Origin of the sequence: Burkholderia sp. Ax-1724 (assembly GCF_011752995.1) — a bacterium.
GTDB lineage: Bacteria > Pseudomonadota > Gammaproteobacteria > Burkholderiales > Burkholderiaceae > Paraburkholderia.
Genome location: NZ_VWWL01000005.1, coordinates 224,844 through 248,246 on the forward strand (window position 1 = coordinate 224,844; position 23,403 = coordinate 248,246).

24 protein-coding genes are annotated in these 23,403 nt (G+C 66.6%); 12 read left to right on the forward strand and 12 right to left on the reverse strand.

Features of this window, described 5'->3' with window-relative positions:
• Nucleotides 1-81: 81 nt before the first annotated feature.
• Together F3J19_RS08455 and F3J19_RS08460 are read right to left on the reverse strand one after the other, a co-directional pair.
• Entirely contained in the window at nucleotides 82-864 is a 783-nt protein-coding gene (locus F3J19_RS08455) for an ABC transporter substrate-binding protein (RefSeq protein WP_167039719.1), read from the reverse strand.
• A gap of 339 nt (nucleotides 865-1,203) precedes the next feature.
• Nucleotides 1,204-1,440, reverse strand: coding sequence for a hypothetical protein (locus F3J19_RS08460; protein WP_167039721.1), 237 nt, complete (start codon nucleotides 1,438-1,440; stop codon nucleotides 1,204-1,206).
• Between the two features lie 123 nt (nucleotides 1,441-1,563).
• On the opposite strand from F3J19_RS08460, the gene F3J19_RS08465 reads away from it, so the two are divergent.
• Together F3J19_RS08465 and F3J19_RS08470 are read left to right on the forward strand one after the other, a co-directional pair.
• Nucleotides 1,564-2,682 (forward strand): extracellular solute-binding protein, encoded by a 1,119-nt coding sequence (locus tag F3J19_RS08465; protein ID WP_167039723.1) that lies wholly within the window; start codon nucleotides 1,564-1,566, stop codon nucleotides 2,680-2,682.
• Nucleotides 2,682-4,496 (forward strand): diguanylate cyclase, encoded by a 1,815-nt coding sequence (locus F3J19_RS08470; RefSeq protein ID WP_167039725.1) that lies wholly within the window; start codon nucleotides 2,682-2,684, stop codon nucleotides 4,494-4,496. The genes F3J19_RS08465 and F3J19_RS08470 overlap by 1 nt, the downstream gene beginning before the upstream one ends.
• 81 nt (nucleotides 4,497-4,577) lie before the next feature.
• Here F3J19_RS08470 and F3J19_RS08475 read toward each other — a convergent pair whose 3' ends face one another.
• From F3J19_RS08475 to phnG, 7 genes are all read right to left on the reverse strand, one after another.
• Complete coding sequence (locus tag F3J19_RS08475) at nucleotides 4,578-5,711, reverse strand: alpha-D-ribose 1-methylphosphonate 5-triphosphate diphosphatase (RefSeq protein WP_167039727.1); 1,134 nt, start codon at nucleotides 5,709-5,711, stop codon at nucleotides 4,578-4,580.
• A gap of 64 nt (nucleotides 5,712-5,775) precedes the next feature.
• Entirely contained in the window at nucleotides 5,776-6,570 is a 795-nt protein-coding gene (gene phnL, locus F3J19_RS08480; protein ID WP_167039729.1) for a phosphonate C-P lyase system protein PhnL, read from the reverse strand.
• A gap of 8 nt (nucleotides 6,571-6,578) precedes the next feature.
• Nucleotides 6,579-7,349, reverse strand: coding sequence for a phosphonate C-P lyase system protein PhnK (phnK, locus tag F3J19_RS08485; protein ID WP_167039731.1), 771 nt, complete (start codon nucleotides 7,347-7,349; stop codon nucleotides 6,579-6,581).
• On the reverse strand, nucleotides 7,346-8,293 hold the full coding sequence (locus tag F3J19_RS08490) for an alpha-D-ribose 1-methylphosphonate 5-phosphate C-P-lyase PhnJ (RefSeq protein WP_167039733.1): 948 nt from the start codon (nucleotides 8,291-8,293) through the stop codon (nucleotides 7,346-7,348). The genes phnK and F3J19_RS08490 overlap by 4 nt, the downstream gene beginning before the upstream one ends.
• Complete coding sequence (locus F3J19_RS08495; protein WP_167039735.1) at nucleotides 8,290-9,480, reverse strand: carbon-phosphorus lyase complex subunit PhnI; 1,191 nt, start codon at nucleotides 9,478-9,480, stop codon at nucleotides 8,290-8,292. The genes F3J19_RS08490 and F3J19_RS08495 overlap by 4 nt, the downstream gene beginning before the upstream one ends.
• Complete coding sequence (gene phnH / locus F3J19_RS08500; RefSeq protein WP_167039737.1) at nucleotides 9,480-10,109, reverse strand: phosphonate C-P lyase system protein PhnH; 630 nt, start codon at nucleotides 10,107-10,109, stop codon at nucleotides 9,480-9,482. The genes F3J19_RS08495 and phnH overlap by 1 nt, the downstream gene beginning before the upstream one ends.
• Nucleotides 10,109-10,612: a phosphonate C-P lyase system protein PhnG gene (gene phnG, locus F3J19_RS08505; RefSeq protein ID WP_167039739.1), complete on the reverse strand. Its 504-nt coding sequence runs from the start codon at nucleotides 10,610-10,612 to the stop codon at nucleotides 10,109-10,111. The genes phnH and phnG overlap by 1 nt, the downstream gene beginning before the upstream one ends.
• Nucleotides 10,613-10,792: 180 nt before the next feature.
• Here phnG and phnF point away from each other — a divergent pair, with 180 nt between their 5' ends.
• The 4 genes from phnF to F3J19_RS08525 all read left to right on the forward strand — a co-directional run bounded on the left by phnF (nucleotide 10,793) and on the right by F3J19_RS08525 (nucleotide 14,164).
• On the forward strand, nucleotides 10,793-11,551 hold the full coding sequence (gene phnF / locus F3J19_RS08510) for a phosphonate metabolism transcriptional regulator PhnF (RefSeq protein ID WP_167039741.1): 759 nt from the start codon (nucleotides 10,793-10,795) through the stop codon (nucleotides 11,549-11,551).
• The gene (locus F3J19_RS08515) at nucleotides 11,548-12,324 is read left to right on the forward strand and encodes a DUF1045 domain-containing protein (RefSeq protein WP_167039743.1); all 777 of its coding nucleotides are present in this window, start codon (nucleotides 11,548-11,550) and stop codon (nucleotides 12,322-12,324) included. The genes phnF and F3J19_RS08515 overlap by 4 nt, the downstream gene beginning before the upstream one ends.
• Nucleotides 12,321-12,872, forward strand: a complete 552-nt coding sequence (phnN, locus tag F3J19_RS08520) for a phosphonate metabolism protein/1,5-bisphosphokinase (PRPP-forming) PhnN (RefSeq protein ID WP_167039745.1) — start codon at nucleotides 12,321-12,323, stop codon at nucleotides 12,870-12,872. The genes F3J19_RS08515 and phnN overlap by 4 nt, the downstream gene beginning before the upstream one ends.
• 101 nt (nucleotides 12,873-12,973) lie before the next feature.
• Nucleotides 12,974-14,164 carry a M20 aminoacylase family protein gene (locus F3J19_RS08525; RefSeq protein WP_167039747.1) on the forward strand — a complete coding sequence of 397 codons (1,191 nt, stop codon included), beginning with the start codon at nucleotides 12,974-12,976 and terminating at the stop codon, nucleotides 14,162-14,164.
• Nucleotides 14,165-14,347: 183 nt separating this feature from the next.
• Here the strand turns inward: F3J19_RS08525 and F3J19_RS08530 are convergent, their stop codons facing one another.
• Entirely contained in the window at nucleotides 14,348-15,172 is an 825-nt protein-coding gene (locus F3J19_RS08530) for an IclR family transcriptional regulator (RefSeq protein WP_167039749.1), read from the reverse strand.
• Nucleotides 15,173-15,408: 236 nt separating this feature from the next.
• On the opposite strand from F3J19_RS08530, the gene F3J19_RS08535 reads away from it, so the two are divergent.
• The 6 genes from F3J19_RS08535 to F3J19_RS08560 all read left to right on the forward strand — a co-directional run bounded on the left by F3J19_RS08535 (nucleotide 15,409) and on the right by F3J19_RS08560 (nucleotide 21,560).
• The gene (locus tag F3J19_RS08535) at nucleotides 15,409-16,113 is read left to right on the forward strand and encodes a FadR/GntR family transcriptional regulator (RefSeq protein ID WP_167039752.1); all 705 of its coding nucleotides are present in this window, start codon (nucleotides 15,409-15,411) and stop codon (nucleotides 16,111-16,113) included.
• A gap of 50 nt (nucleotides 16,114-16,163) precedes the next feature.
• Nucleotides 16,164-16,838, forward strand: coding sequence for an aldolase (locus F3J19_RS08540; RefSeq protein ID WP_167039754.1), 675 nt, complete (start codon nucleotides 16,164-16,166; stop codon nucleotides 16,836-16,838).
• A 193-nt stretch (nucleotides 16,839-17,031) separates the two neighbouring features.
• The gene (otnI, locus tag F3J19_RS08545) at nucleotides 17,032-17,820 is read left to right on the forward strand and encodes a 2-oxo-tetronate isomerase (RefSeq protein WP_167039756.1); all 789 of its coding nucleotides are present in this window, start codon (nucleotides 17,032-17,034) and stop codon (nucleotides 17,818-17,820) included.
• 518 nt (nucleotides 17,821-18,338) lie between these two features.
• Nucleotides 18,339-19,541 carry a 3-oxoadipyl-CoA thiolase gene (gene pcaF, locus F3J19_RS08550; RefSeq protein WP_167039758.1) on the forward strand — a complete coding sequence of 401 codons (1,203 nt, stop codon included), beginning with the start codon at nucleotides 18,339-18,341 and terminating at the stop codon, nucleotides 19,539-19,541.
• Between the two features lie 532 nt (nucleotides 19,542-20,073).
• Nucleotides 20,074-21,099 carry a hypothetical protein gene (locus F3J19_RS08555; RefSeq protein WP_167039934.1) on the forward strand — a complete coding sequence of 342 codons (1,026 nt, stop codon included), beginning with the start codon at nucleotides 20,074-20,076 and terminating at the stop codon, nucleotides 21,097-21,099.
• Nucleotides 21,100-21,248: 149 nt separating this feature from the next.
• Nucleotides 21,249-21,560, forward strand: a complete 312-nt coding sequence (locus tag F3J19_RS08560; protein WP_167039760.1) for a hypothetical protein — start codon at nucleotides 21,249-21,251, stop codon at nucleotides 21,558-21,560.
• Between the two features lie 28 nt (nucleotides 21,561-21,588).
• On the opposite strand, the gene F3J19_RS08565 is transcribed toward F3J19_RS08560, so the two are convergent.
• Nucleotides 21,589-22,080 carry a GNAT family N-acetyltransferase gene (locus tag F3J19_RS08565; protein ID WP_167039762.1) on the reverse strand — a complete coding sequence of 164 codons (492 nt, stop codon included), beginning with the start codon at nucleotides 22,078-22,080 and terminating at the stop codon, nucleotides 21,589-21,591.
• A 101-nt stretch (nucleotides 22,081-22,181) separates the two neighbouring features.
• Nucleotides 22,182-23,390 (reverse strand): sensor histidine kinase, encoded by a 1,209-nt coding sequence (locus F3J19_RS08570; protein ID WP_167039764.1) that lies wholly within the window; start codon nucleotides 23,388-23,390, stop codon nucleotides 22,182-22,184.
• Nucleotides 23,391-23,403: the final 13 nt, after the last annotated feature.

Below are 23,403 nucleotides of genomic sequence, written 5' to 3' on the forward strand. Positions count from 1 at the left end.
CACAAAACAGAACGGGCTCCGCATCGCGGAGCCCGTTCGAGAGCCAGCCGGCCGGCGCGCCGCGAGGCGCGCGTCGTGGCGTTAGCTGCCGTACACGTCGAAGTCGAAGTACTTCTGCTCGATCTTCTTGTAGGTGCCGTCCTTGATCATGTCGGCGATCGCCTTGTCGACCTTCGTCTTCAGATCGGTGTCTTCCTTGCGCATGCCGATGCCGGCGCCGGTGCCGAGAATCTTCGGATCGTCGAGGTTCTGGCCGACGAACACGAAGCCCGCGCCGCGCGGCGTCTTCAGGAAGCCCTGCTCAGCCTGCACCGCGTCCTGCAGCGCCGCGTCGAGACGGCCCGAGATCAGGTCGGCATACACCTGGTCCTGGTTCTGATACGGCACGACCTTGGTGCCCTTCGGCTCCCAGTAGGTCTTCGCGTAGGTTTCCTGGATCGTGCCCTGTTCGACGCCGACCGACTTGCCCTTCAGCGAATCGGCGGTCGGCAGCAGGCTCGAACCCTTCTTCGCGACGAGGCGCGTCGGCGTGTTGAACAGCTTGGCCGAGAACGCGACCTGCTCGGCGCGCTGCGGCGTCATCGACATCGACGACAGCACGCCGTCGAACTTCTTCGCCTTCAGTGCCGGGATCATGCCGTCGAAGTCGTTTTCGACCCACACGCACTTCGCGCCGACGCGCTTGCAGATTTCGTTGCCGAGGTCGATATCGAAGCCAACGAGCTTGCCGTCCGCGCCCTTGGACTCGAACGGGGGATAGCTGGCGTCAACGCCAAAACGGATCGTCGACCAATCTTTAGCGTGTGCGCCAATCGAGACGGTGGCAAGCAAAGCAACCGTCAAAGCCGCTAGCAGTTTTTTCACTGTTTTTACTCCTCGGTGTAGTTCAATTACGACCGCCTGCGGTTGTGCCGCCGCGGTCTGCCCGGCACGACTTGCGGCCGGGCCTGGTCCAGGTTGCAAGCCGGGCTGGCCTGCAACGCGCGCCAAGCTTATCAGTTCAAAAAGATTGGGAAGCTAGTAAAACACCGGATGGCGCACGCGGCGGGGCCCGCGGACGAATCCGGCTGCCGGGGCGAGTCCAGATTGTGGGACAAAACGGCCGCGAGCGCCGCGACTTCCGCATGCGATTTGCGCATGCGATTTCAATGCCGCCGGCCATGCCATCGCCGCTCCCGAACGGGAGCCGGCGCGCTCAAGATTTCACGCAATTTGCCGATAACGCATTGTGCATAGCTGGAATCCGTTGCCGTCATCAGACTGTTTTTCGATGCAGCTTGAGCCAGAGACAAAAAACGCTGCTTTGGCGCTATCATCGATGCTCCTTGCGTTCGTCGCGGCCTTTCTCGAAGGGCTTGCCGGCGCAACGGGCGGGCCAGTCCGTTGCAAGTCGTCGTGCGCCACGCCGGCTTTCAATACCGCATGTTTGAGCTCGCTCAAAGGGCCTTCTGCTAAACGGTGTTATTCATGCACACGATGTCGACGGCGGATGAAACAGGCAGTGGCATTCGGCTTTTTCAGCGGCAAGTCGCGGGCGTTGGCGCGCCGGTCCGCGCGTTCTCGATGCGTGGCGACCTTTTTCGCGGTTTTTTCCGCACGATTATTCCCTCTGCATTAGTCGCGGTATCGCCGGTTTTCCGGTCCCCCGTTTCGGCGTTGCTGATCGCCGCCCTGTGCTGCATCGGTTTGAGCGCGGCCACCTCCGCCCGCGCCGCCGACAAGGTCCTGCACGTGCTTGCGTGGCCCGGCTACGCGGACCCCGACGTCGTCAAGGCATTCGAGGCGCGCTATAACGCGAAGGTCGAAGTCACGCTGGTCGATTCCGACGAGGCGCTGTGGTCGCAGATGCACGGCAAGGATGCCGGGCAATTCGACGTGCTCGCGGCCAACACCGCCGAAATCCACCGCTATACGCAGGCGAATCTGCTCGCGCCGCTCGACCTCGCGAGTCTGCCGAACACGCGCAGGCAGTTGCCGCGCTTCCGGGCGCTCGGTTCGATCGAGGGGCTCACGTCGGCGGGCAAGGTGTACGCGATTCCGTTCACCTATTCGTCGATGGGACTCATCTACGACCGCAAGCAGGTTCCGGTCGCGCCACATTCGATGCTCGAACTATGGAACCCGCGTTATCGAGGCAAGGTGCTCGACTTCAACAGCGCGCAGCACAACTTCTCGTTCACCGCGCTCGCGCTCGGCTATCCCGATCCGTTCCAGCTCGATCGCAAGCAGATGCGCACGGTCGCGCGCAAGCTCGTCGAACTGCGCCGCAATCTGCTCACGTATTACACGCTGCCCGAAGAGGCGACCGCGTACTTCATCGAGCACAAGGCCGCGCTGATGTTCGGCAACTACGGCACGCAGCAGGTCGAGCTGCTGCGCCGCGCGGGCGCCGACGTCGGCTATGTGATTCCCGACGAAGGCGCGCTCGCGTGGCTCGATTGCTGGTCGATGACGCGTTTCGCGAGCGACCGCCCGCTCGCGCTCGCGTGGATCAACTACATGCTCGAGCCCGACGTGAGCGCGTTGCTCACGCGGCGCCAGGGACTCGCGAACACGCTGAGCGAACCCGCGGAAACGAGTCCGAACGCGCATATCGTCTGGATCGGCCCGGTCGAGAATATCCAGCAGCGCGAGGCACTGTGGACGCGAATCGAATCGGGCGATCGCTCGGAGCGCTTCTGATGCTACGGCGCGGCCTGACCTTCAAGCTGTCCGTGCTGCTCGCGTGCATCGGCGTGCTGGCGTCGGGCGCGACCGGTTACTACGCGTATCACGCGAACCGCACGATGCTCGTCAACGAAGCGGAGCGCAGCCTGCTGACCTCGACGGAACTGCTCGGCCAGCGCATCGCGTTCTCGATCGACGACACCGCGTCCGACGCGCTCGTGCTCGCGACCATGCCTTCGTCGGCGAACGTCGCCGAAACCGACGACGGCGTGGGCGCGAACGCGCCGCGCGAGCGGCTCGCGCAGGTGTATTCGAGCTTCATGCTGCATCACCCGGAGTATCTGCAGGTGCGGCTGATTGCGCGCCGGCATCATGGGCTCGAACTGATCCGCTTCGATCGCGACAGCGACGGTCTCGTGCGCGTCGACGGCGAGGACCTGCAGGAGAAAGGTCAGTTTCCCTATGTGTTCGAGACGCTCGCGTTTGCGCCGGGACGCATCTATACGTCGCCGATCGTCGTCAATCACGAATACGGCACGCACGCGGCGCAGGGCAAGCCGACGTTGCGGATCGGCACGCCGGTCGCGGACGCGAATGGAACCGTGGTGGGCGTCGTCGTGATCGACATCGATCTCGCCATCATGCTCAGGCGTTTGCAAAGCGATCTGCCGAGCGACTATCAGGTCTATCTCGCGAACGAATGGGGCGACTTCCTGGTGCATCCGGACCCGTCGAAAACCTTTGGCTTCGATCGTGGCCGGCGCGTGCTGATGCAGGACAGCTTCCCCGTGACGAAGCCGCTGTTCGCGCAGACGCAGGGCGAAGTGCTCGCGAACGGTCTCATGCGGCCGCGCCAGGCGGCGGGCCAGGTGCTCGCGTTCGTGCGCCGACGGTTCGGCGACTCGGAAGGCAACCGCTTCATCGTGCTCGGTCTCGCCAAGCCGCTGGAAGACGTGCTGGCCGGCGCGAATCAGCTCGGCACGCGGATCATCCGCATGGTGCTGGTGTTCAGCGCATTGTCCGTACTACTGGCTATTCTGTCCGCGCGCGCGGTGACCAAGCCTTTGCATCTGCTCGCGCAGGCGGCGACGCACCTGTTCGCCGAGCACGCGATGAATCCGCTGCCGCTCAAGCGCACCGACGAAATCGGCGTGCTTGCGCGCTGCTTCGACCATTTGCGCCGCGAAATCCGCGCGCAGATGGATGCGTTGCACAGCAAGCAGAGCGAGCTTGCGCATCTCGCGACGCACGACGTGCTGACCGGTTTGCCGAACCGCATGCTGTTCATGCAGAAGCTCGAAAGCGCGCTTGAGGCCGCGAAGCAGCAAGGCGCGGGGCTGGCCGTGCTGTTCGTCGATCTCGACCGCTTCAAGCCGATCAACGACCAGTTCGGCCACTCGGTCGGCGACAAGGTGCTGGCTGCGGTGGCGGGGCGACTCAAGGGCGTGCTGTGTGCCGACGATGTCGTCGCGCGTCTGGGCGGCGACGAATTCATCGTGCTGATCGAGGGGCAGCGCGCGGCGGACGTCACGACCGAGATCGCCGCGCGCATCATGGACGCGCTGAACGAAACGCTCGTGATCGACGGCCACGGCATGACGGTCGGCGCGAGTATCGGCATCAGCGAATTTCCGCACGACAGCGGCAATGCCGAGGAACTGCTGCTGAATGCCGACGCGGCGATGTACGCGGCGAAATCGGGTGGACGTTGCGCGTACCTGCGTTACCGGGACCTGCTCGACGAGCAGGCCGGGACGGCCGCGAAGAACGGACCCGCGCCGGCGCGGGCGGACGAGAATGCCGCGGAGGATCCGGCGGAAGCACAGTAAAAAGCGCAGTAGAAGGTGCGATCGGGCGCGCGGCGGAGCAGGTGGTTCGAGGCGCCTTCGATCCCGATCGTGCGGATTGCCTCACACGATCCGCACGCCGCCCCGGTAAGTCGCGCGCGGCACCGGCAACTTGTTGAGCATCGTCACGCGCACGAAGTCCGCGCGCAGGCCGGGCTCGATCGCGCCGCGGTCGGTGAGGCAGGCGGCGCGCGCCGGCTCGGCGGAGACCGTCTGCATGGCGCGCGGCAGTGTCCAGTCCGCCTTGTCGACGAGTTCGAACACGGCGCTCAGCAGGCTCGACGGCACGTAATCGGACGAGAGAATGTCGAGCAGGTCCGCGCGTGCAAGCTCGAGCGCCGACACGTTGCCCGAATGCGAGCCGCCGCGCACGATGTTCGGCGCGCCCATGATCGTCGCGATGCCATGCTCGCGCGCGGCTTGCGCGGCAATGCGCGTGGTCGGGAATTCGGCGAGCACGATGCCCTCGGCCTTGGCCTGTTCGACGTGCTCGATCAGCGTGTCGTCGTGGCTCGCGACCGGAATGCCGAGCGTTTTGCAACGCGTGACGAGTTCGTGGCGATGCGTATCCGCATAACGCTCCTGTTCGACTTCCAGTTCGGCGAGCGCGGTCGCGACGCGCTCGTCGCTCATCTTGCCGTTGCGCTCCTGGTAGCGGCGCCATTGCTCGCGGTCGTGCCATTGCCGCTGGCCCGGCGTGTGATCCATCACCGAGGCGAGCCGCAGCAGCGGATGGGCGCACAACGAATCGAAAATGTCGATGACGTCGGCGGTCGCGATCTCGCAGCGCAAATGCAGAAAGTGCTCGGCGCGCAGCAGCCGGTGCGCGGCGAGCCGCAGCAGCGAGTCGGCGCATTTCGTCTGCAGATCGCGGCCGCGCACGCCGACGTTAAAGCGCGAGCCGATCGCGAGCGCGTCGAACACGGTCGTGATGCCGGCGGCCGCGACCTGCGCGTCGTGAATCACGAAGGCGGCGTCGGTATTCCACTCGACACCCGGCCGCGGCACGAGATGCTTCTCCAGATTGTCGGTATGCAGCTCGATCAGACCGGGCAGCAGATAGTCGCCGTCCCAGTCCTCGGCCTCGCGCGCCGAACTCGAGCCGCGCTCGACGTCGCGAATCATGCCGTCTTCGACGCGCACCACGCCGGTGAATACTTCGTCTCGCGTCACGACGCGAGCGTTCCTGATCAACATCGACTTGCTCCGTAGTCAGTCGGGCCTGAAGGGGTAGTGCCTGGCAGTCTGCCACTGCTTCCTGTCATGCGATCTCAAGTACGGCGTGGCGCCGCGGCGGCTGTAGTTCCACGCGGCGCGTCGCGACCTTGCTGCGCGTCTCTTCGTCATGAAAGATACCGACGATCGCCGCGCCGCGCTCGCGCGCCTCGACGATCAGATCGGCCACCACGTCGCGGTTTTCCGCATCGAGCGAGGCGGTCGGCTCGTCGAGCAGCAACAGCGGATGCTCCGCGATCAGGCCGCGCGCAATGTTCACGCGCTGCTGTTCGCCGCCCGAAAAGGTGGCGGGCGCCAGCGTCCAGAGCCGCTCGGGCACGTTCAGCCGCGCGAGCAGGCGGGCGGCGCGCGCGCGGGCTTCGTCTTCGGCGACGCCGCGCGACACCAGCGGCTCGGCGACGAGCGCGAGCGTCGGCACGCGCGGAATCACGCGCAGGAACTGGCTCACGTAGCCGACCACGCCGCGGCGCAGACGCAGCACGTCGCGCGGTTCGGCGCCGACGATCGACACGGGCCGGCCCTGATCGGTCATGTCGCGAATCTCGATCGAGCCGGTGCTCGCAAGATAGTTGCCGTACAGACAACGCAGCAGCGTGCTCTTGCCCGCGCCCGAGGGCCCGACCAGCACCACGCATTCGCCGCGTTCGACGTCGAGCGACACGTCCGCGAGCGCTTCGATCTGCACGCCGCCCTGGCCGTGCAGCGTAAAGGTCTTGCCGATGCCGGTCGCGCGCAGCATCAGCGCGGGGCGGGCGGCGAAAGCCGGGGCGCTGCTGCGCGCTGCGCTGCCTGCTTGCAGGTCTGCTTCAATGGATTGCATCGTGAGCCTCAAACCGGCAGAACCGAGGAAACCAGCGTTTGCGTATACGGATGCTGCGGATCGTCGAGCACCTGATCGGTCAGGCCCGCCTCGACGACTTCACCCGCCTGCATCACCATCAGCCGATGCGCGAGCAGACGCGCCACGCCGATATCGTGCGTGACGATCAGCACCGACAGATGCAGCGTCGACGTCAACGTGCGCAGCAGATCGAGCAGACGCGCCTGCACGGACACGTCGAGCCCAGCCGTCGGTTCGTCCATGAAGACGAGGCGCGGACCGGTGACGAGATTGCGCGCGATCTGCAAACGCTGCTGCATGCCGCCCGAAAACGCGGCGGGGAATTCGTCGATGCGCGTCGCGTCGAGTTCGACACGCTCCATCCACTGCGTCGCGGCGCGGCGAATCTCGCCGTAGTGGCGCGCGCCGACCGCCATCAGCGGCTCGCCGATATTCGCGCCGGCCGACACGCCGCTGCGCAGGCCATCGCGCGGATTCTGCTGCACGAAGCCCCACTCGGTGCGCATCAGCAACCGGCGGCGCGGCTCGGAGAGCGCGCGCAGATCGAGCGTGTCGCCATGTGTCGCGGTGTAGTGAAGCGAGCCGCTATCGGCCTCGGTTTTCAGCGCCAGCGTGTTGAGCAGCGTGGTCTTGCCCGAGCCCGATTCGCCGACGATGCACAGCACCTCGCCCGGATAGAGATCGAAGCTCACGTTGCGGCAACCGTTGCGGCCGCCGTATTGTTTGGTCAGCGCGCGGGCGCTCAGAAGCGGCGTCATGCGGATTCTCCCTGGCGCGCGGTGGGCAGCAGCGGGGCCGGCGATTCGATATCGCCGTCGCCGCGCCGCTCGTGACAGTAATCGCTATCGGAGCAGACGAACATGCGCGTGCCCGCATCGTCGACGATCATCTCGTCGAGAAAGCTCTCCTTCGATCCGCACAGCGCGCAGGCATGCTGCCACTTCTGCACCTCGAACGGATGATCGTCGAAGTCGAGGCTGCGCACCGGCGTATAGGGCGGAATCGCATGAATGCGCCGTTCGCGGCCCGCGCCGAACAGTTGCAGCGCGGGGTTCATATGCATCTTCGGATTGTCGAACTTCGGAATCGGCGAGGGCGAGGTCAGATAGCGATGATTGACGATCACCGGATAGTCGTAGGTCGTCGCGATGCTGCCGTGATGCACGATGTCTTCATAGAGCTTCACGCTGATGAGGCCGTAATCGGCCAGCGCATGCAGCTTCTTGCATTCGGCGACGCGCGGTTCGAGCCGGTACAGCGGCTCGGGCATCGGCACCTGGTAGACCAGAATCTGCTTCTCGGTCAGCGGCGTTTCGGGAATCCGGTGGCGGGTCTGGACGATCGTCGCCTCGGCCGTGCGGCGCGTGGTCGCGACGCCGGTCGTGCGGGCGAAGAAGCGGCGGATGTTGACCGCGTTGGTGGTTTCGTCGGAGCCCTGATCGATGACCTTCAGCGTGTCTGCCTTGCCGATGATCGCGGCCGTCACCTGAATGCCGCCCGTGCCCCAGCCGAACGGCAATGGCATTTCACGCGAGGCGAACGGCACCTGGTAGCCCGGCACCGCGACGGCCTTGAGCAGCGCGCGGCGCAGCATGCGCTTGGTCTGCTCGTCGAGATACGCGAAGTTGTAGCCGTGCGCGGCGCTGTCGTGCGAGGTGCCCGTGGCGGCGGTGTTCGAAAGAGCGGTATCCGGCGCGTTCATGCTGCTTGCTCCCTGTCGGTGGCGGGGTGGGCCCCGGTTGCCGCGTCGTGGTTTGACGCGTTTTCGTCCAGAGCGCGATGTTGCGCGCGCAGCTTGCGCACCAGTTCCAGTTCGGACTGGAAGTCGACGTAATGCGGCAGCTTCAGATGCTGCACGAAGCCCGACGCTTCCACGTTATCGCTATGCGAGAGCATGAACTCGATGTCCTGCGTCGGCGAGGCGAGCGTTTCGCCGAGTTCCTCGGCACGCAGCGCGCGATCGACGAGCGCCATCGCCATCGCCTTGCGCTCCGAGTGACCGAACGCGAGGCCATAGCCCTGCGTGAACGCGGGCGGCACCGAGCCGCTGCCCGCGAACTGGTTGATCATCTGGCATTCGGTGATGTCGAGGTCACCGATCTCGACCGCCGCGCCGAGTTCGTCGAGTTCCATTTCGACCGCGATCGTGCCGAAGCGGATCTCGCCCGCGAACGGATGCGAGTGCGCGTAGCCGCGCTGCGTCGCATAACCCATCGCGAGCAGAAAGCCTTCGTCGCCGCGCGCGAGATTCTGCAGACGCGTCGCGCGGCTCGCCGGAAACGCGAGCGGCTCGCGCGACAGATCGCCGGGTTCCGCGCCGTCGGGCGACGGACGTTCCTGCTCGATCAGCCCTTCCTTGTCGAGCAGCGCGACGACGCGCGGCATGGGCTCCCCGGCCGGCTGCTTTGTCGATGCTTCGTCCGAACCCGATGCGCCGCCGTGCGCCATGTCGTCTGCGTCATGCTTGCCTTCGTCATGACCCTCGGCGAGCAACGCGAAATCGAGCAGACGCTGCGTGTAATCGTAAGTCGCGCCGAGCAGCTGGCCGCCCGGCACGTCCTTGAAGGTCGCCGAAATGCGGCGCTCGACCTGCATCGCTTCGGTATCGATCGCACGCGTATAGCCGAAACGCGGCAACGTGGTGCGATAAGCGCGCAGCAGGAAGATCGCTTCGACGAGATCGCCGGCGGCCTGCTTGATCGCGAGCGCCGCGAGTTCTTCGTCGTAGACCGAGCCTTCGGTCATCACGCGCGCGACCGCGAGACGCAACTGCTCGCGAATCTGCGCGACGCTGAGTTCGGCGACGCGCGTATCGCCGCGGCGCGCCTTGTCGAGCATGCGCCACGATGCTTCGATCGCGCGTTCTCCACCCTTGACGGCAACGTACATCAGTTCACCTTCGCTTCAGTTGTGCGCGGCAGGCCGACGAGGCGCGTGCCGCAAACCAGATAACAGTCGATGCCGCACGGAAAGAGCGGGGCGAGCGCCGCGCGTTCGCGCCAGAACCGCGCGGGCAGGCCGGCCGGCGCAATCGTCGCGGTCTCGCGAATGCCGGGGCCGCGCAGCACGACCGGCGCGCCGCCCGTCAGCGACGCGACGCGGATCAGCAGCGTGGCCGATTGCTCGGGCGACTCGGCGTTGCCGAGCGCGAAGCTGTCGAGCGGCGGCAAGGCGTCGGCATCGTGGATATAGGCGAACGCGGCTTCAGCGGGCGTCTCGACGAGCGGCGCGCCGGTATGAAAGCGCAGCGCGGAAGCGAGCGCGATATCGGCCTGGGCGAGCCAGATCGGCGTCGCGTAGTCGCACAGCGTGAGCAGCGCGGCGAACGCGGCGGGCTCGGCACGCGCTTCGTGCGTTTCGTGCGCTTCGCTCGATCCGGGCAGGCGGTCGCCGACGACGCCAGGCGTGCCCGGCCGCGACAGCGCATCGAGCAGCGTGCGAAACACCGCCTGGGTGTCGTGGACCGGATCGGCGAAACCCGGGGTCAGCGTGGACAATGCAATCGGTGAGGTTTCCATCAGTCGCCCCGGACCATCGTGAAGAATTCGACGCGCGTGGAGTCGGCGTCCTGCTGCCGGCGTGCGCGGCGTGCCTGCTGTTGGGCGGCCAACGGCCCGATCAGCCGGCGCTGCATCGCGTCGTGATGCTCCGGCATTTGCAGCAGCGCGTCGGCGAGCGCGGCGAGTTCGGCGCGGCGGCGGTCGCGTCCCAGATGACAGGCCACGCCGACGATTGCCGGGGCCGCGCCATCGGCACGCAGGCGCAGCGTGGCGCGCGTGACCGTTGCTTCGCCGAGATTGAACGGATCGCCGCTGCCGCCGACGCGCCCGCGCACCATCGCAAGGCCGATTTCAGGCGGGCGCAGCCAGTCGTAGACGGGCTGGGGAAGCTCTTGCAGCACCTGCGCGAGCGTGGCCTCGAGATCGGCGCGCGGCGTGCGGGCCAGCACGGCCATCCAGGCGCGCCGCGCCGGCGACGCGGCGGAAGACGGCATGCCGGGCGAAAGGGAAGTGGCGCTCATCGGGTTTCCTGTCGATCCATCGAGTGGACATTTGAGCATCTATTCATCTAAACGTCTAGACGTTTAAAGGCGCAGTTGAAGGATTCGTTGTACGCAGGCACGTTTTCATATTTCCATCATGGCTCGCGCACTACAATGCACCTCACGGCGATCATTTGAACCTAGGGGAATGACAGCACCATGACATCGAACGACAGCGCGACACCGGCCACGATGCTCGAGCGCGGCGCGGGCGTGGCCGTCTGGAGGCAGATCGAACAGATTCTGGCCGCCGAGATCGCGGCCAGCGGTTTCGGCGAGGAAGGGCGCCTGCCGAGCGAGGGCGAACTCGCCAGGCGCTTCGACGTCAACCGCCACACCGTGCGCCGCGCGATGCTCGGCCTCGCCGCGCTCGGCCTCGTCAGCGTCGAGCAGGGCCGCGGCACGTTCGTGCAGCCGGGCGCGATCGACTATACGATCGGCCGCCGCACGCGCTTCACCGAGAACCTGCGCCAGCAGCATCACGCGCCGGCCGGCACGATGCTGGCGGCCACGCGCGTGAAGGCCGAGGCCGGCGTCGCGAAGGCGCTGGGCCTGCGCGCCGGCGCGGCGGTGTATCGCATCGAATCGCTGAACGAGTCCGACGGCGTGCCGCTCACGTTCGCGCGCAGCTGGTATCCGGCCACGCGTTTCGCCGATCTGCCGGAAGTCGCGCAGCGCGTCGGCGGCGTGACGAAGGCGCTCGCCGAATTCGGCGTGAGCGATTATCTGCGCAAGTGGAGCCGCATCGGCAGCGTGCTGCCCGAGCCGGAAGTCGCGCGGCGTCTGAACATCAACCGGCAGCAGCCGGTGCTGTGGGTCGAAAACGTCGACGTCGACCTGCAAGGCACGCCGATCAAATACGGCTTCACGCATTTCGCGGCGGACCGCGTGCAACTGTACGTGGAGCACGACCTGTGAGCGGCACTGCATCGGCCACGGCAGCGGCCACGGCATGGGACGCGCGGACGCGCTTCGCGGTGTACTACGCGCCCGCGCGGGAGTCGGCGTGGTGGCAGGCCGGCTCGGCATGGCTCGGGCGCGACGCGCAAAGCGGCGAGCATTGCGCGGCGCCGCAGCCGGCGAGCCTCGCGCGTGCGCTTGCGGAGTTGACCGAAGCGCCGCGCCGCTATGGTTGGCACGGCACGCTGGTCGCGCCGTTTCGTCTCGCGCCCGGCCTCGCGCCGGACGACGTGCTCGCCACAGCGCGCACGTGGGCGCTCACGCAACACGCGTTCGACCTGCCGGTGGAAGCCGCGACGCTCGGCGATTTCGTCGCGCTGCGTCCCGCCGATGAGCATGGCGACGCCCGCATACGCGACGTCGCGGCGAGCGCGCTGCAAGCGCTCGATGCGCTGCGCGCGCAACCGTCCGAGGCCGATCTCGCGCGCCGCCTCGCCGCGCCGCTGAGCGAACGACAACGCAGCCTGCTGTTGCAATGGGGCTATCCTTACGTGTTCGACGAATTCCGTTTCCATATGACGCTGTCGAATTCGCTCGACGATGCCGGCGAGCGCGCGGCGCTGCTCGCCTGGTGGCGGCAGCGTGTGCCCGCGCTCGGCCCGTTGAGCGTCGATCACGCCGCGCTGTTCGTCGAGCCGGCGCCGGACGAGCCGTTCGTGTTGTGGCAGCGTTTGCCGTTTCGCGCCGACGGGCCGAACGACGGCGCGGTCCCGCAGGTGACGCGGCGATGAACGGGCGTCTGATTTATGTGATGGGGCCGTCGGGCGCGGGCAAGGACTCGCTGCTCGGCTTCGCGCGTGAGCATCTGATGGGCGAGCCGATCGTGTTCGCGCATCGCTACATCACGCGGCCGAGCGGCCATGGCGAAGTGCATGTCGCGCTGAGCGTCGAGGAATTCGCCGCGCGTTCGGTGCTGGGGCTGTTCGCGCTCGAATGGTCGAGCCATTCGCTGCGCTACGGCATCGGCATCGAACTCGATGCGTGGCTCGCGCGCGGCTGCACGGTGGTCGTCAACGGTTCGCGGCAGTATGTGCAGCATGCGCTCGCGCGTTATCCGCAGGCGGAAGTGGTCCACGTCGACGCGGCTGCACATATTCTTGAAGCGCGGCTCGGCGCGCGGGCGCGCGAATCGGCCGAGCAGGTCGCGGCGCGGCTCGCGCGGCGCGCGCCGTTTTCGCTGCCCGACGGCGTGCGTTGCACGACGATCGACAACTCCGGCGCGCTCGAAGACGCCGGCCATGCGTTGATCGCGGTGCTGAGGGAGCATGCGAACCTGTAGCGCGTGCGTTACCCTATGCGGCCATTTTTGCGGTACGTTGGGCCATTTCCGTTGCCGACTCGCCTGGCCGGCCTGGCCCGAATTCATGGAGCAATACGATAATGAACGAGACCCCGCGTCTGACCGAAGTATCCGATCTGGAACCCGCCGTCGCGAGCCTGCGCGAAATTCGCCATCACATTCACCGCCATCCCGAACTCGCCTACGAGGAAGTGCAGACCGCCGAACTCGTGGCCGGGAGGCTCGAACAATGGGGCTGGCAGGTCACGCGCGGGGTCGGCAAGACCGGCGTGGTCGGCACGCTGACAGTGGGCGACGGCGCGCGCCGCATCGGCATTCGCGCGGACATGGACGCGCTGCCGATTCTTGAGCAGACCGGCTTGCCCTACGCGAGCGCGACGCACGGCAAGATGCACGCATGCGGTCACGACGGCCACACGACGATCCTGCTCGGCGCCGCGCAACGGCTCGCGGCCACGCGCAATTTCTCGGGCACCGTGCATCTGTACTTCCAGCCGGCCGAGGAAAGCGGCATCGACAGCGGCGCGCTGAAGATGATCAAGGACGGCCTGTTCGAGCGCTTCCCGTGCGACGCCGTGTTCGGCCTGCATAACCATCCGGGCGCGGAGCCGGGCATGCTGCTGTTCCGCAAGGGGCCGTTCATGTCGGCGGGCGACAAGGCGATCATCACGATCGAGGGCGTCGGCGGCCATGCGGCGCGTCCGCATCTGACCGTCGATCCGGTCGTGGTGGCCGCGAGCATCGTGATGGCCTTGCAGACCATCGTCGCGCGCAACGTCGATCCGGCGCAGCCCGCCGTGGTGACGATCGGCTCGATGCACGCGGGCACCGCGAACAACGTGATTTCGAGCAGCGCGCGGCTCGAGCTGAGCGTGCGCTCGTTCAGCCCCGAGGTACGCGCGTTGCTGAAGAGGCGCATCACCGAACTGGCCGAGTCGCAGGCCGCGAGCTACGGCGGCAAGGCGTATGTCGAGTACATCGAGGGCTATCCGGTCGTCGTCAATACGGAGGCCGAAACGGATTTCGCGGTGCAGGTTGCGCGCGAACTGGTCGGCGACGACAAGGTGGTCGAGCAGACCGATATCCTGATGGGCAGCGAGGACTTCGCGTTCATGCTGCAGCAGCGGCCGGGCACGTTCCTGCGTATCGGCAACGGCGTCGGCGAGGACGGCTGCATGGTGCACAACCCGCATTACGACTTCAACGACCACAACCTGCCGATCGGTGCGGCGTTCTGGACGCGGCTCGTGGAGCGTTATCTCGCGCAGTGAGTGATTGGGCGATTGGGCGGCTAGGCGATTGAACGATCGGGCGAGGCAGGGGCGCTGCCTCGCGCCCGTTGCCGCGTCCGCCGGCCGCGCGGTGATCTGTGCGCCTTAGGGGCGTTCCGTGGGAGCGTTCTTTAAGGGCGTTCTTCAGGCGCGTTTTTTAAGCGCAGCCCTTGAGCGCACGCCTCAACCGCGCCGCGCCACCATATCCGACACCGTCTGCGCGGCCTGCTGCAGCGGTTCGAGAAACGCTTTCACCATTTGCCGCGCCGAATTGCGCTGCGCGTTGCCGCTGATGTTCAGCGCCGCGATCACGCGCCCCTGGCGGTTGCGGATCGGCGCGGACAGCGAAATCAGGCCGCCTTCGAGTTCCTGATCGACGATCGCCCAGCCCTGGCGGCGCACCTGCGCGATCAGCTTCTTCAGCTCTTCCTTGTCGGTGACCGTGCGCGGCGTGTGCGCGTAGAGCGGCGCCGAGTTCAGCGTGACGTCGAGCTCGTCGTCGTCGAGCGCGGCGAGCAGCACGCGGCCCATCGACGTGCAATACGCAGGCAGGCGGCTGCCGATCGAGAGGTTGATCGTCATGATCTTGTGCGTCGGCACGCGCAGCACGTAGACGATCTCGGTGCGATCGAGCACGGCCGCCGAGCAGCTTTCGTGAACCTGCGACGACAGATTTTCCATGACCGGTTCCGCGAGATTCCAGAACGGCATCGACGTGAGGTAGGCGAAGCCAAGGTCGAGAATCTTCGGCGTCAGGCGGAACAGGCGGCCGTCGGCTTCCACGTAGCCGAGCGTCTGCAGCGTCAGCAGAATCCGGCGCGCGCCCGCGCGCGTGAGGCCGGTCGCGGCGGCGACGTCGGTGAGCGTCTGCTCGGGGCGCGTCGCGTCGAACGCGCGGATCACCGCGAGACCGCGCGCGAACGACTGCACGTACGAGTCGCCCGGTTTCTCCGGGGCCGGCTCGGCGTGGGCGGGAACGGCGGAAGACGACGGCAGGGCTTTGCTCATGGGCCTTGAAAAGTGCGTTCGGAAAAGATGCGGATGAAGGCGCGCGGGCGTGCGCCATTCGATGCCGCGCATTGTGGCGCAAAGGCGTGACGATAGCTTAAGCCTTCTGTTTCGCCAAATGACGCGCGTTCTCTCAAAAATGCCAGGGTTTGCGTGGATAGGGCTGAACGCGTGAAATTTGTATGATGACCCGATAACCTGACTAATTCGGCTCATCCGCAGCCATCCGATACCTCATGTTCGACAAGATTCCCGCGCGGGCGTTGAGCGACACGGTCGCGCAGCAACTGCTCGTGCAGATCGACAAAGGCGCTTTCGTGCGCGGCGGCAAGCTGCCGACCGAGGCCGTGCTCGCGCAGCAGTTCGGCGTGAGCCGCACGGTGATCCGCGAGGCGATTTCGCGGCTGAAGAACGAGGGCGTGGTCGAGCCGCGCCAGGGCAGCGGCGTGTTCGTCGCCGGGCACGGCGCGATCCGGCCGCTGCGCATCGACTACGCCGAAGCGGCCGAGCCGGGCTCGGTCGTGCGGATTCTCGCGCTGCGCCGCGCGATCGAGGCCGAGGTCGCCGCCGAAGCCGCGCTGCGGCGCGGCGACGCCGAGATGGCGTCGATCGAGGCGGCGCTCGCGCGCATCGACGAGGCGGTGGCCGAGGGCGACGACGGCGTCGCCGAAGACGTCGCGTTTCATCGCGCGATCGCGGCGGCCACCGGCAATCCGTATTTCCTCAAGACGCTGACGTTCCTCAATCAATATCTCGAAGCGGGTGTGGTCGTCACGCGCCGCAACGAGGCGCTGCGCGAGGATTTCTCGCGGCAGGTGCGCGACGAGCATGCGGCGATTGCCGCCGCGATCCGCGCGCGCGATCCGCAGGCGGCGCGCGAGGCTGCGCAGACGCATCTGTATAACGCGGCGCGCCGGCTGGCCGAGGCGGGGATGAGTTAGCCCATGACCGATTTCTTCAAGGCATTACGCCATCTGGATGGAACCCTACGATGACCGCTGCACCTGTATCCACCCCCGCACTCCGCACGACTGACGAAGCGCGCGTGCGCGAGGAAATCTGCGCCTGCGGCGCGAGCCTCTACCAGCGCGGCTATACGGTCGGCACCGCCGGCAACATCAGCGCGCGGCTCGACGACGGCTGGCTCATCACGCCGACCGATGCGTGCCTCGGCCGGCTCGACCCTACGGACATCGCGAAGGTCGACGTCGACGGGCGCGCGGTGTCGGGCGGCAAGCCGTCGAAAACGCTCGCGCTTCATCAGGGCATCTATGCGCGCAATCGCGAAGCGCGCGGCATCGTCCATACGCATTCGACGCATCTCGTCGCGCTGACGCTCGCGGGTGTCTGGAGCGAGACCGACGTGCTGCCGCCGATCACGCCGTACTACGTGATGAAAGTGGGACACGTCCCGCTGATTCGCTACCGTCGCCCCGGCGATCCGCAAGTGGCCGCGCAGATCGCCGCGCTCGCCGACAGCGTGCGTGCGGTGTTGCTCGACCGATTGGGGCCGGTGGTGTGGGAGCGCTCGGTCGCGCATGCGTCGTATGCGCTCGAAGAACTCGAGGAGACCGCGCGCCTGTGGCTTATGACGCAGCCGCGTCCCGCGCCGCTCGAAGAAGCCGCGCTCGAAGAACTGCGCGCGGTGTTCGGCGCGCGCTGGTAAGGCGGCGCGGGTGCTGATTATGCGGGTATAGCTTGCGTCTCGCGCAGACGCATGTGCCGCGCCGCTCGGCTCCGCGAAGTCGGCACCCTGCGTTGCCGTCGACGTTCCCGTCCGTTCGTTTATTTTTATCGGCGCACGCGTGCTCAGCGCATGCATCGCGCGCCCTACACACTGTTTTCAAGGAGTTGTCGCCATGCCTCGCTTCGCCGCCAATCTGACCATGATGTACAACGAGCACGCTTTTCTCGACCGTTTTGCCGCCGCCGCGCGCGACGGTTTCAAAGCGGTCGAGTTTCTGTTTCCGTACGACTTTCGCGCCGACGAACTGCAAGCGCAACTCGATGCGCACGGCCTCACGCAGGCACTCTTCAATGCGCCGCCGGGAGACTGGAACGGCGGCGAGCGCGGCATCGCGATCCTGCCGGGCCGCGAGGACGAATTCCGCCGCAGCATCGACACCGCGCTCGACTACGCGCGCGTGCTCGGCAACCGCAAGCTGCACGTGATGGCGGGCCTCGCGCCGCAGGACCAGCCGCGCGAAAGACTGCGCGACGTGTATCTGAAGAATCTCGCCTACGCCGCGCAGACCGCGCAAGCCGAGCAGATCATGATCGTCATCGAGCCGATCAATGCGCGCGACATGCCGGGCTATTTCCTCAATCGCCAGGACGACGCGCAGGCGATCTGCGCCGAAGTCGGCGCCGCGAATCTGAAGGTGCAGTTCGACTGCTATCACTGCCAGATCGTCGAGGGCGATCTGGCGATGAAGCTCAAGCGCGATAGGGCCGGCATCGGCCATATCCAGATCGCGGGCGTGCCCGAGCGTCACGAACCCGACATCGGCGAGCTGAACTATCCGTACCTGTTCGATCTGATCGATTCGCTCGGCTACGATGGCTACATCGGCTGCGAATACCGGCCGCGCGCGGCGACCTCGGCGGGGCTCGGATGGCTGCGGCCTTATCTCGACGCGGCGCGTTGAGCGTCGCGATTCATCGTTCGTTTTGCCTCTCGTTCTGCCGTTTACCTGATCGTTCTTCAGTGCCGCCGACTCCTCAAGGAATCGGCTTGCATTGAAGACCAGTTGAGAACTACTCCCTGCGCGTATTCCCTGGTATCCGCTGGCACGGCTTCGTCCGTGCTTGACACGGTTTCGCGCACGCGCCTATCATCGAGCCTGTTTGTTCGATATATGACCTTGTGTTCGTATATAGAACATAAGGCCGGGTGAGGAAACCACGCCGAGGCACGCCGCGGTTGCGGCAACTGTCGTCGATTCCAAGCCCATCGTTCACGATCCTGCGCTAAGCTGCCTTGAGGTGGCGACCGCCCGTGGTGACCGCCGCGCCGCCGCTTTCCTGCGGCGTCCCGCAGCTTGCCGCCATTTGCCGTGAGGGCCGCCGGGCCGATGCGTCGATGTGCTGATGCATCGGGCTCGCGTCATCCACGGAAAACCGGCGCGCGGCGCAGCGCACGTAGCATCTCAACTGGAGACATCACATGACCGAAGCATTCCTGTGCGACGCGATTCGCACCCCCATTGGCCGCTATGCGGGTTCGCTGTCGTCGGTGCGCGCCGACGACCTCGGCGCGGTGCCGCTCAAGGCGCTGATGGAGCGTAACCCGAACGTCGACTGGAGCGCCATCGACGACGTGATCTACGGCTGCGCGAACCAGGCCGGCGACGACAACCGCAACGTCGCGCGCATGTCGCTGCTGCTCGCAGGCCTGCCGAAGGACGTGCCGGGCTCGACGGTCAACCGTCTGTGCGGTTCGGGCATGGACGCGATCGGCATCGCCGCGCGCGCGATCAAGTCGGGCGAGGCCGCGCTGATGGTGGCGGGCGGCGTCGAAAGCATGAGCCGCGCGCCGTTCGTGATGCCCAAGGCGACCAGCGCGTTCACGCGTCAGAACGAGATCCACGACACGACGATCGGCTGGCGCTTCGTCAATCCGCTGATGAAGAAGCTGTACGGCGTCGACTCGATGCCGGAAACCGGCGAAAACGTCGCGACGGACTACAACATCAGCCGCGCCGACCAGGACGCGTTCGCGCTGCGTAGCCAGCAGAAGGCGGCTCGCGCGCAGAAGGACGGCACGCTCGCGCAGGAAATCGTCGGCGTGACGATCGCGCAGAAGAAGGGCGATCCGATCACGGTGCTGCAGGACGAGCATCCGCGCGAAACGAGCCTCGAAACGCTCGCCAGGCTGAAGGGCGTCGTGCGTCCGGACGGCACGGTCACGGCCGGTAACGCCTCGGGCGTGAACGACGGCGCGGCCGCGCTGCTGCTCGCCAACGCGGAAACCGCGAAGCGCTTCGGCCTCACGCCGCGCGCCCGCGTGCTCGGCGTCGCTGCCGCCGGCGTCGAGCCGCGCGTGATGGGCATCGGCCCGGCGCCCGCCACGCAGAAACTGCTCGCGCGCCTCGGCATGACGATCGACCAGTTCGACGTGATCGAACTGAACGAAGCGTTCGCCTCGCAAGGCATCGCGGTGCTGCGCGCGCTCGGCGTCGCCGACGACGATCCCCGTGTGAACCCGAACGGCGGCGCGATCGCGCTGGGTCACCCGCTCGGCATGAGCGGCGCGCGTCTGGTCACGACCGCGACGTATCAACTGCAACGCACGCAAGGCCGCTTCGCGCTGTGCACGATGTGTATCGGCGTCGGCCAGGGTATCGCAATCGCGATCGAACGCGTGTGATGAGCGAACGCGGGTAGCGCGGCGCGCGCTCGGCCACGGCCAGCCCCGGCCGCTCGCGCTTCGATGACCACGGTGGTTTGGCGACAGCCCCCTCGCTTTGGCGATGGGGCTGTTTCTTTTTGCGCGAGATCACGCGATCGAGCCATCCACACGGCCGCCTATAAGACGTGAAGGTCGGCGATACGCTGTACGCGGTGTTCGTCTCGGCGGCGGCCGTGCAGGTGACGCCGCTCGGGCAGTGAGCGCCCCGAAGAGGCGACGCAAACTATGTCGAAATATGTCGCGCGCGCCGCGAAACGCCTGCCAGGCCTTGTGCGGCGGGGCGTCGCCGCGGTGACACGGCGCGACATATCTTCGCCGATGATTTACCCGGCATGTCCTTCTATAGTCCGTTCGTCGCCACGCGGCAGTGACGCAAGTGGCCCGAATCCAGTAAGGACATCTCGTGAAAAATCGTTTATTCGCAGCTTCAATTCAGACGGGCGCGCAGCGCGCCGACCTCGCTTCCGTTGCCGCGCCGGCTGGCGCATCGATGCGCCGCGTGCTGCGCACATTCCTGCTCGGCGCGGCCGCTGCCGTCTTCGAGTTCGGCAGCGCCTCGGCGTTCGCATGGTCGGGGCATGGCACGGCCTACACGTCGCACGGGGTCTATAACGGCGCGCATTATGGTTCGTGTGGCGGCGGCAGCTGTTCGCACGCGGGCGGCGTCGCCGGTCCGTACGGCGGCTTCGCGAGCAACACCGGCACGGTGACGCGCACGGCGCCCGGCCAGTTCTCGAATTCGGGCACGGCGACCGGGCGCTACGGCAACTCGGTGCAGCACTCGGGCGATACCAGCTGCGCGGGCGGCACCTGCGCGCACACCGGCACGCTGACCGGACCGGACGGCAAGACGGCCACCACGTCCGGCGACGTTACGCGCAACGGGCCGGGCCAGTATTCGTCGTCGGGTACGGTGACGGGGGCGAACGGCAATACCTACGACCATTCGGCCGCGACGAATTGCGCGGGCTCGACCTGCTCGCGCTCCGGTACGGTGACGGGCCCCGATAACGGCAGCGTCTATCACTCGGGCACGGCGACGCGCGTCGCGCCGGGTGTCGTGACGACGTCGACGAGCGTGACCGGCACGCACGGCAGCACGGTGACGTCGAGCGGGACCGTGGTCACGGGCGGCGTCGTGGTCGCGGGCGGTGCGACGGCCGGCAGCGCGACAGTCAGCAGCACGACGGTGGGCGGCGCGGCCGTGGTCGTCGCGCCGAACCCGGTGGTCGCTGCGGCGCCGGTCGCGTATGTGGCGCCGAAACCGGTGGTCGTGGCGACGGCACCGGCCGTCGTGCCGCCGCCGGTCGTGTATGTGCCGCCGAAGCCCGTAGTGGTGACGCCGCCGCTGGCTTATGTGCCGCCGCCCCCGGTCGTCTATGTGGCGCGGCCCGCGCCGCGTGCCGTCTACTATGTCGCGCCGCGTCCCGTGTACGTCGCGCCGGTGCGGCGTGCGGCCGTGTGGGTGCCGGGCCACTGGGTCGGGCGTGTCTGGGTGCCGGCGCACTGGGCGTGATGCGCGTGACGGACGTGGCGATGCGACTCGTCAAATGCGGTGGATTCATGCGCTTCCGGCGTGCCAGGAAATGCGAGGCGGCGTATGAGGTCGCGAGCGATGCAACGTGTGCCGGGCGAGAAACCGCGAGGTGTCGGGCGCGAACCGGGGTGTCGTCGATACGCGCCATTTGCACCGTATCCGCACTGGCGATGCTCGTGGTGGCGGCGCTGCCGGCCATCGACACCTGGGTCGCATCGGCGGCCGATGTCGCGGGCCACCGCTTCGACGCGGCATCGCAGGACTGTTCCGCGCGATATGCCGCGTTGCTCGATCTCGCGGAACTCGCGCGGCGCGACGGCCAATCGGCGGACGTGATCGTGCGCGGTCTGAGCGGGCAGGGCGGCGGCGCGATGAGCGCATGCCTGCCCGCGGGCCACGCCATCCACGGCGGCGCTAACCTCATTCATGCCGCGCGCTGAGCAGAACCGGCGCGCGCGATGGCGCCGGCTACGCCGATTGCTCGTGCTGCTTCGTCAGATCGCATTCGAGAAAGATCGCGCCGGGAATCGGATTGAACACGTAAGCGTCGATCGGTTCGAAGCCGAGCGACGCATAGAGTCCGAGCGCGGCCTGCATCGTCGGCAGCGTGTCGAGGCGCATGCGCCGATAGCCGGCCTGTTTCGCCAGCGCACAGATGCGCGTAGCCAACTGCCGGCCCACATGCAGGCCGCGTCCCGCGGGGCGCACGTAAAGGCGCTTCATTTCGCAGATCGTTTCGTCGAGCGGACGCATTGCGACGCAGCCGACAATCTCGCCCGCGTCGTTGCTTGCGAGCAGCACGCGGCCGCGAGGCTCGGCAAATTTGCCGGGCAAGCCGGCCAGTTCGGAGTCGAACTGCTGGAAGCCGAGATCGATGCCGAGACTCCCGGCATATTCGCGGAAAATGGTCCGCACGATGTCGAGTTGTTCAGGAAAGCGGGCGGTTTGCAGATGGATCATGCGCGGTCGATAAGGCGATGAGGCTGTGGGTCGATGGGGAGATGTATCGATCCGCGCAGTGTAGCGGATCGTGCGAACGTGCCGCACGGCAATCGCGAAGGTCACTCGCTTCGCAACGGAAAGCGGATCTCGAACGTCGTGCCGACGCCTTCGCGCGACGCAAACCCGATGTGGCCGTTCAGCACGCGGCATAGCTCGCAGACGATCGCGAGCCCGAGCCCCGTGCCCGGAATGTCCTCGCCGGCGGCGCGCTCGAATTCGTCGAACACGCGATCCGCATCCGCGGGTGCGATGCCGACGCCGGTATCCGTCACGCGAATCGTCCAGTGGTCGGTGCCGGCGGTCGCGAGTTGCAATTCGACCTGCCCCGACTTCGTGTACTTGATCGCATTGGACAGCAGATTGACCGCGATCTGCTTGAGCTTCAGGCGATTCGACGTGACGACCGACAACGCCGGATCGATCGAGGCGAGCAGCCTGAGCCCTTTGGCTTCGACGAGCGGCCGCGACGATGCGACGAGCTCCTCGTAAAGCTCGCGCAGATCGACCGCTTCGGGCACGAGCGGCGTGGCGTCGCCGAGCACGACCGAGTACTCGACCATCTGGTCGACCAGTTGCTTCATGTCGGCGGCCTGGCGGTTGGCGAGCGTCAAGGCGGTCTCGGCTTTCGACGGCGCCCGCGCGATCAGTTGCAGCGCGATCGAAAACGCGTTGAGGAAGTTGCGCAGATCGTGCACGACGCTGCGCGTGATCTGCATGCGCGACTCGTGCAGCGCGCCGACCAGTTGCTGCTTGAGCATCAACTCGTGATTCGCGCGTTCGAGCTGCCCCGTGTACTCGTCGATCTTGCGATCGCGCTCGTTGACCACTTCCTTGATCGACGTGTACGTGACCATGCTGAATGCTTCGGCGATGAGCCGCCGCGCGCGGCTTTCGTGACGCCGCGTGAAGCTGCTCTCGCGCGCGGCGAATTCCTCGAGCGCTTCGGCGAGCACGCGCCGGAAAAGATCGAGTTCGCGCACGAGTTCTTCGATGCGGTAGCCCTGATCCCAGCGAATCTTGCCGTGCTTTTTCGCGTTGCGCTCGATCGACGTTTCGACCTGTTCGAGGTCTTCCACATCGAGCGCGGCGCAGAGTCCTTCGATAATTTCCGGCAGATGATCGGCGAGTTGCTGATAGGTGAGCTTGTCGGCTTCGACGAGATCGAGGTCGGTGGCAACGGCATCCATCCATTGCTGCGTGAGACGGCTGCGTTCCGCCCGGACGTAGTCGGCGAAATTGCGCAGCGGACTGATGCGTGTGTCGGTCATGATGAATGCGCCC

Bases quoted from the DNA above. Each gene is read 5' to 3' on its own strand.
- F3J19_RS08465 (WP_167039723.1), top strand. From the start codon at position 1,564: ATGCGTGGCGACCTTTTTCGCGGTTTTTTCCGCACGATTATTCCCTCT.
- phnK (WP_167039731.1), bottom strand. From the start codon at position 7,349: ATGACGCCGCTTCTGAGCGCCCGCGCGCTGACCAAACAATACGGCGGC.
- F3J19_RS08570 (WP_167039764.1), bottom strand. From the start codon at position 23,390: ATGACCGACACACGCATCAGTCCGCTGCGCAATTTCGCCGACTACGTC.
- phnL (WP_167039729.1), bottom strand. From the start codon at position 6,570: ATGCAATCCATTGAAGCAGACCTGCAAGCAGGCAGCGCAGCGCGCAGC.
- phnG (WP_167039739.1), bottom strand. From the start codon at position 10,612: ATGAGCGCCACTTCCCTTTCGCCCGGCATGCCGTCTTCCGCCGCGTCG.
- phnF (WP_167039741.1), top strand. From the start codon at position 10,793: ATGACATCGAACGACAGCGCGACACCGGCCACGATGCTCGAGCGCGGC.
- phnH (WP_167039737.1), bottom strand. From the start codon at position 10,109: ATGGAAACCTCACCGATTGCATTGTCCACGCTGACCCCGGGTTTCGCC.
- F3J19_RS08475 (WP_167039727.1), bottom strand. From the start codon at position 5,711: ATGTTGATCAGGAACGCTCGCGTCGTGACGCGAGACGAAGTATTCACC.
- F3J19_RS08525 (WP_167039747.1), top strand. From the start codon at position 12,974: ATGAACGAGACCCCGCGTCTGACCGAAGTATCCGATCTGGAACCCGCC.
- otnI (WP_167039756.1), top strand. From the start codon at position 17,032: ATGCCTCGCTTCGCCGCCAATCTGACCATGATGTACAACGAGCACGCT.
- pcaF (WP_167039758.1), top strand. From the start codon at position 18,339: ATGACCGAAGCATTCCTGTGCGACGCGATTCGCACCCCCATTGGCCGC.
- F3J19_RS08540 (WP_167039754.1), top strand. From the start codon at position 16,164: ATGACCGCTGCACCTGTATCCACCCCCGCACTCCGCACGACTGACGAA.
- F3J19_RS08490 (WP_167039733.1), bottom strand. From the start codon at position 8,293: ATGAACGCGCCGGATACCGCTCTTTCGAACACCGCCGCCACGGGCACC.
- F3J19_RS08495 (WP_167039735.1), bottom strand. From the start codon at position 9,480: ATGTACGTTGCCGTCAAGGGTGGAGAACGCGCGATCGAAGCATCGTGG.
- F3J19_RS08470 (WP_167039725.1), top strand. From the start codon at position 2,682: ATGCTACGGCGCGGCCTGACCTTCAAGCTGTCCGTGCTGCTCGCGTGC.
- F3J19_RS08535 (WP_167039752.1), top strand. From the start codon at position 15,409: ATGTTCGACAAGATTCCCGCGCGGGCGTTGAGCGACACGGTCGCGCAG.
- phnN (WP_167039745.1), top strand. From the start codon at position 12,321: ATGAACGGGCGTCTGATTTATGTGATGGGGCCGTCGGGCGCGGGCAAG.
- F3J19_RS08530 (WP_167039749.1), bottom strand. From the start codon at position 15,172: ATGAGCAAAGCCCTGCCGTCGTCTTCCGCCGTTCCCGCCCACGCCGAG.
- F3J19_RS08565 (WP_167039762.1), bottom strand. From the start codon at position 22,080: ATGATCCATCTGCAAACCGCCCGCTTTCCTGAACAACTCGACATCGTG.
- F3J19_RS08555 (WP_167039934.1), top strand. From the start codon at position 20,074: ATGCGCCGCGTGCTGCGCACATTCCTGCTCGGCGCGGCCGCTGCCGTC.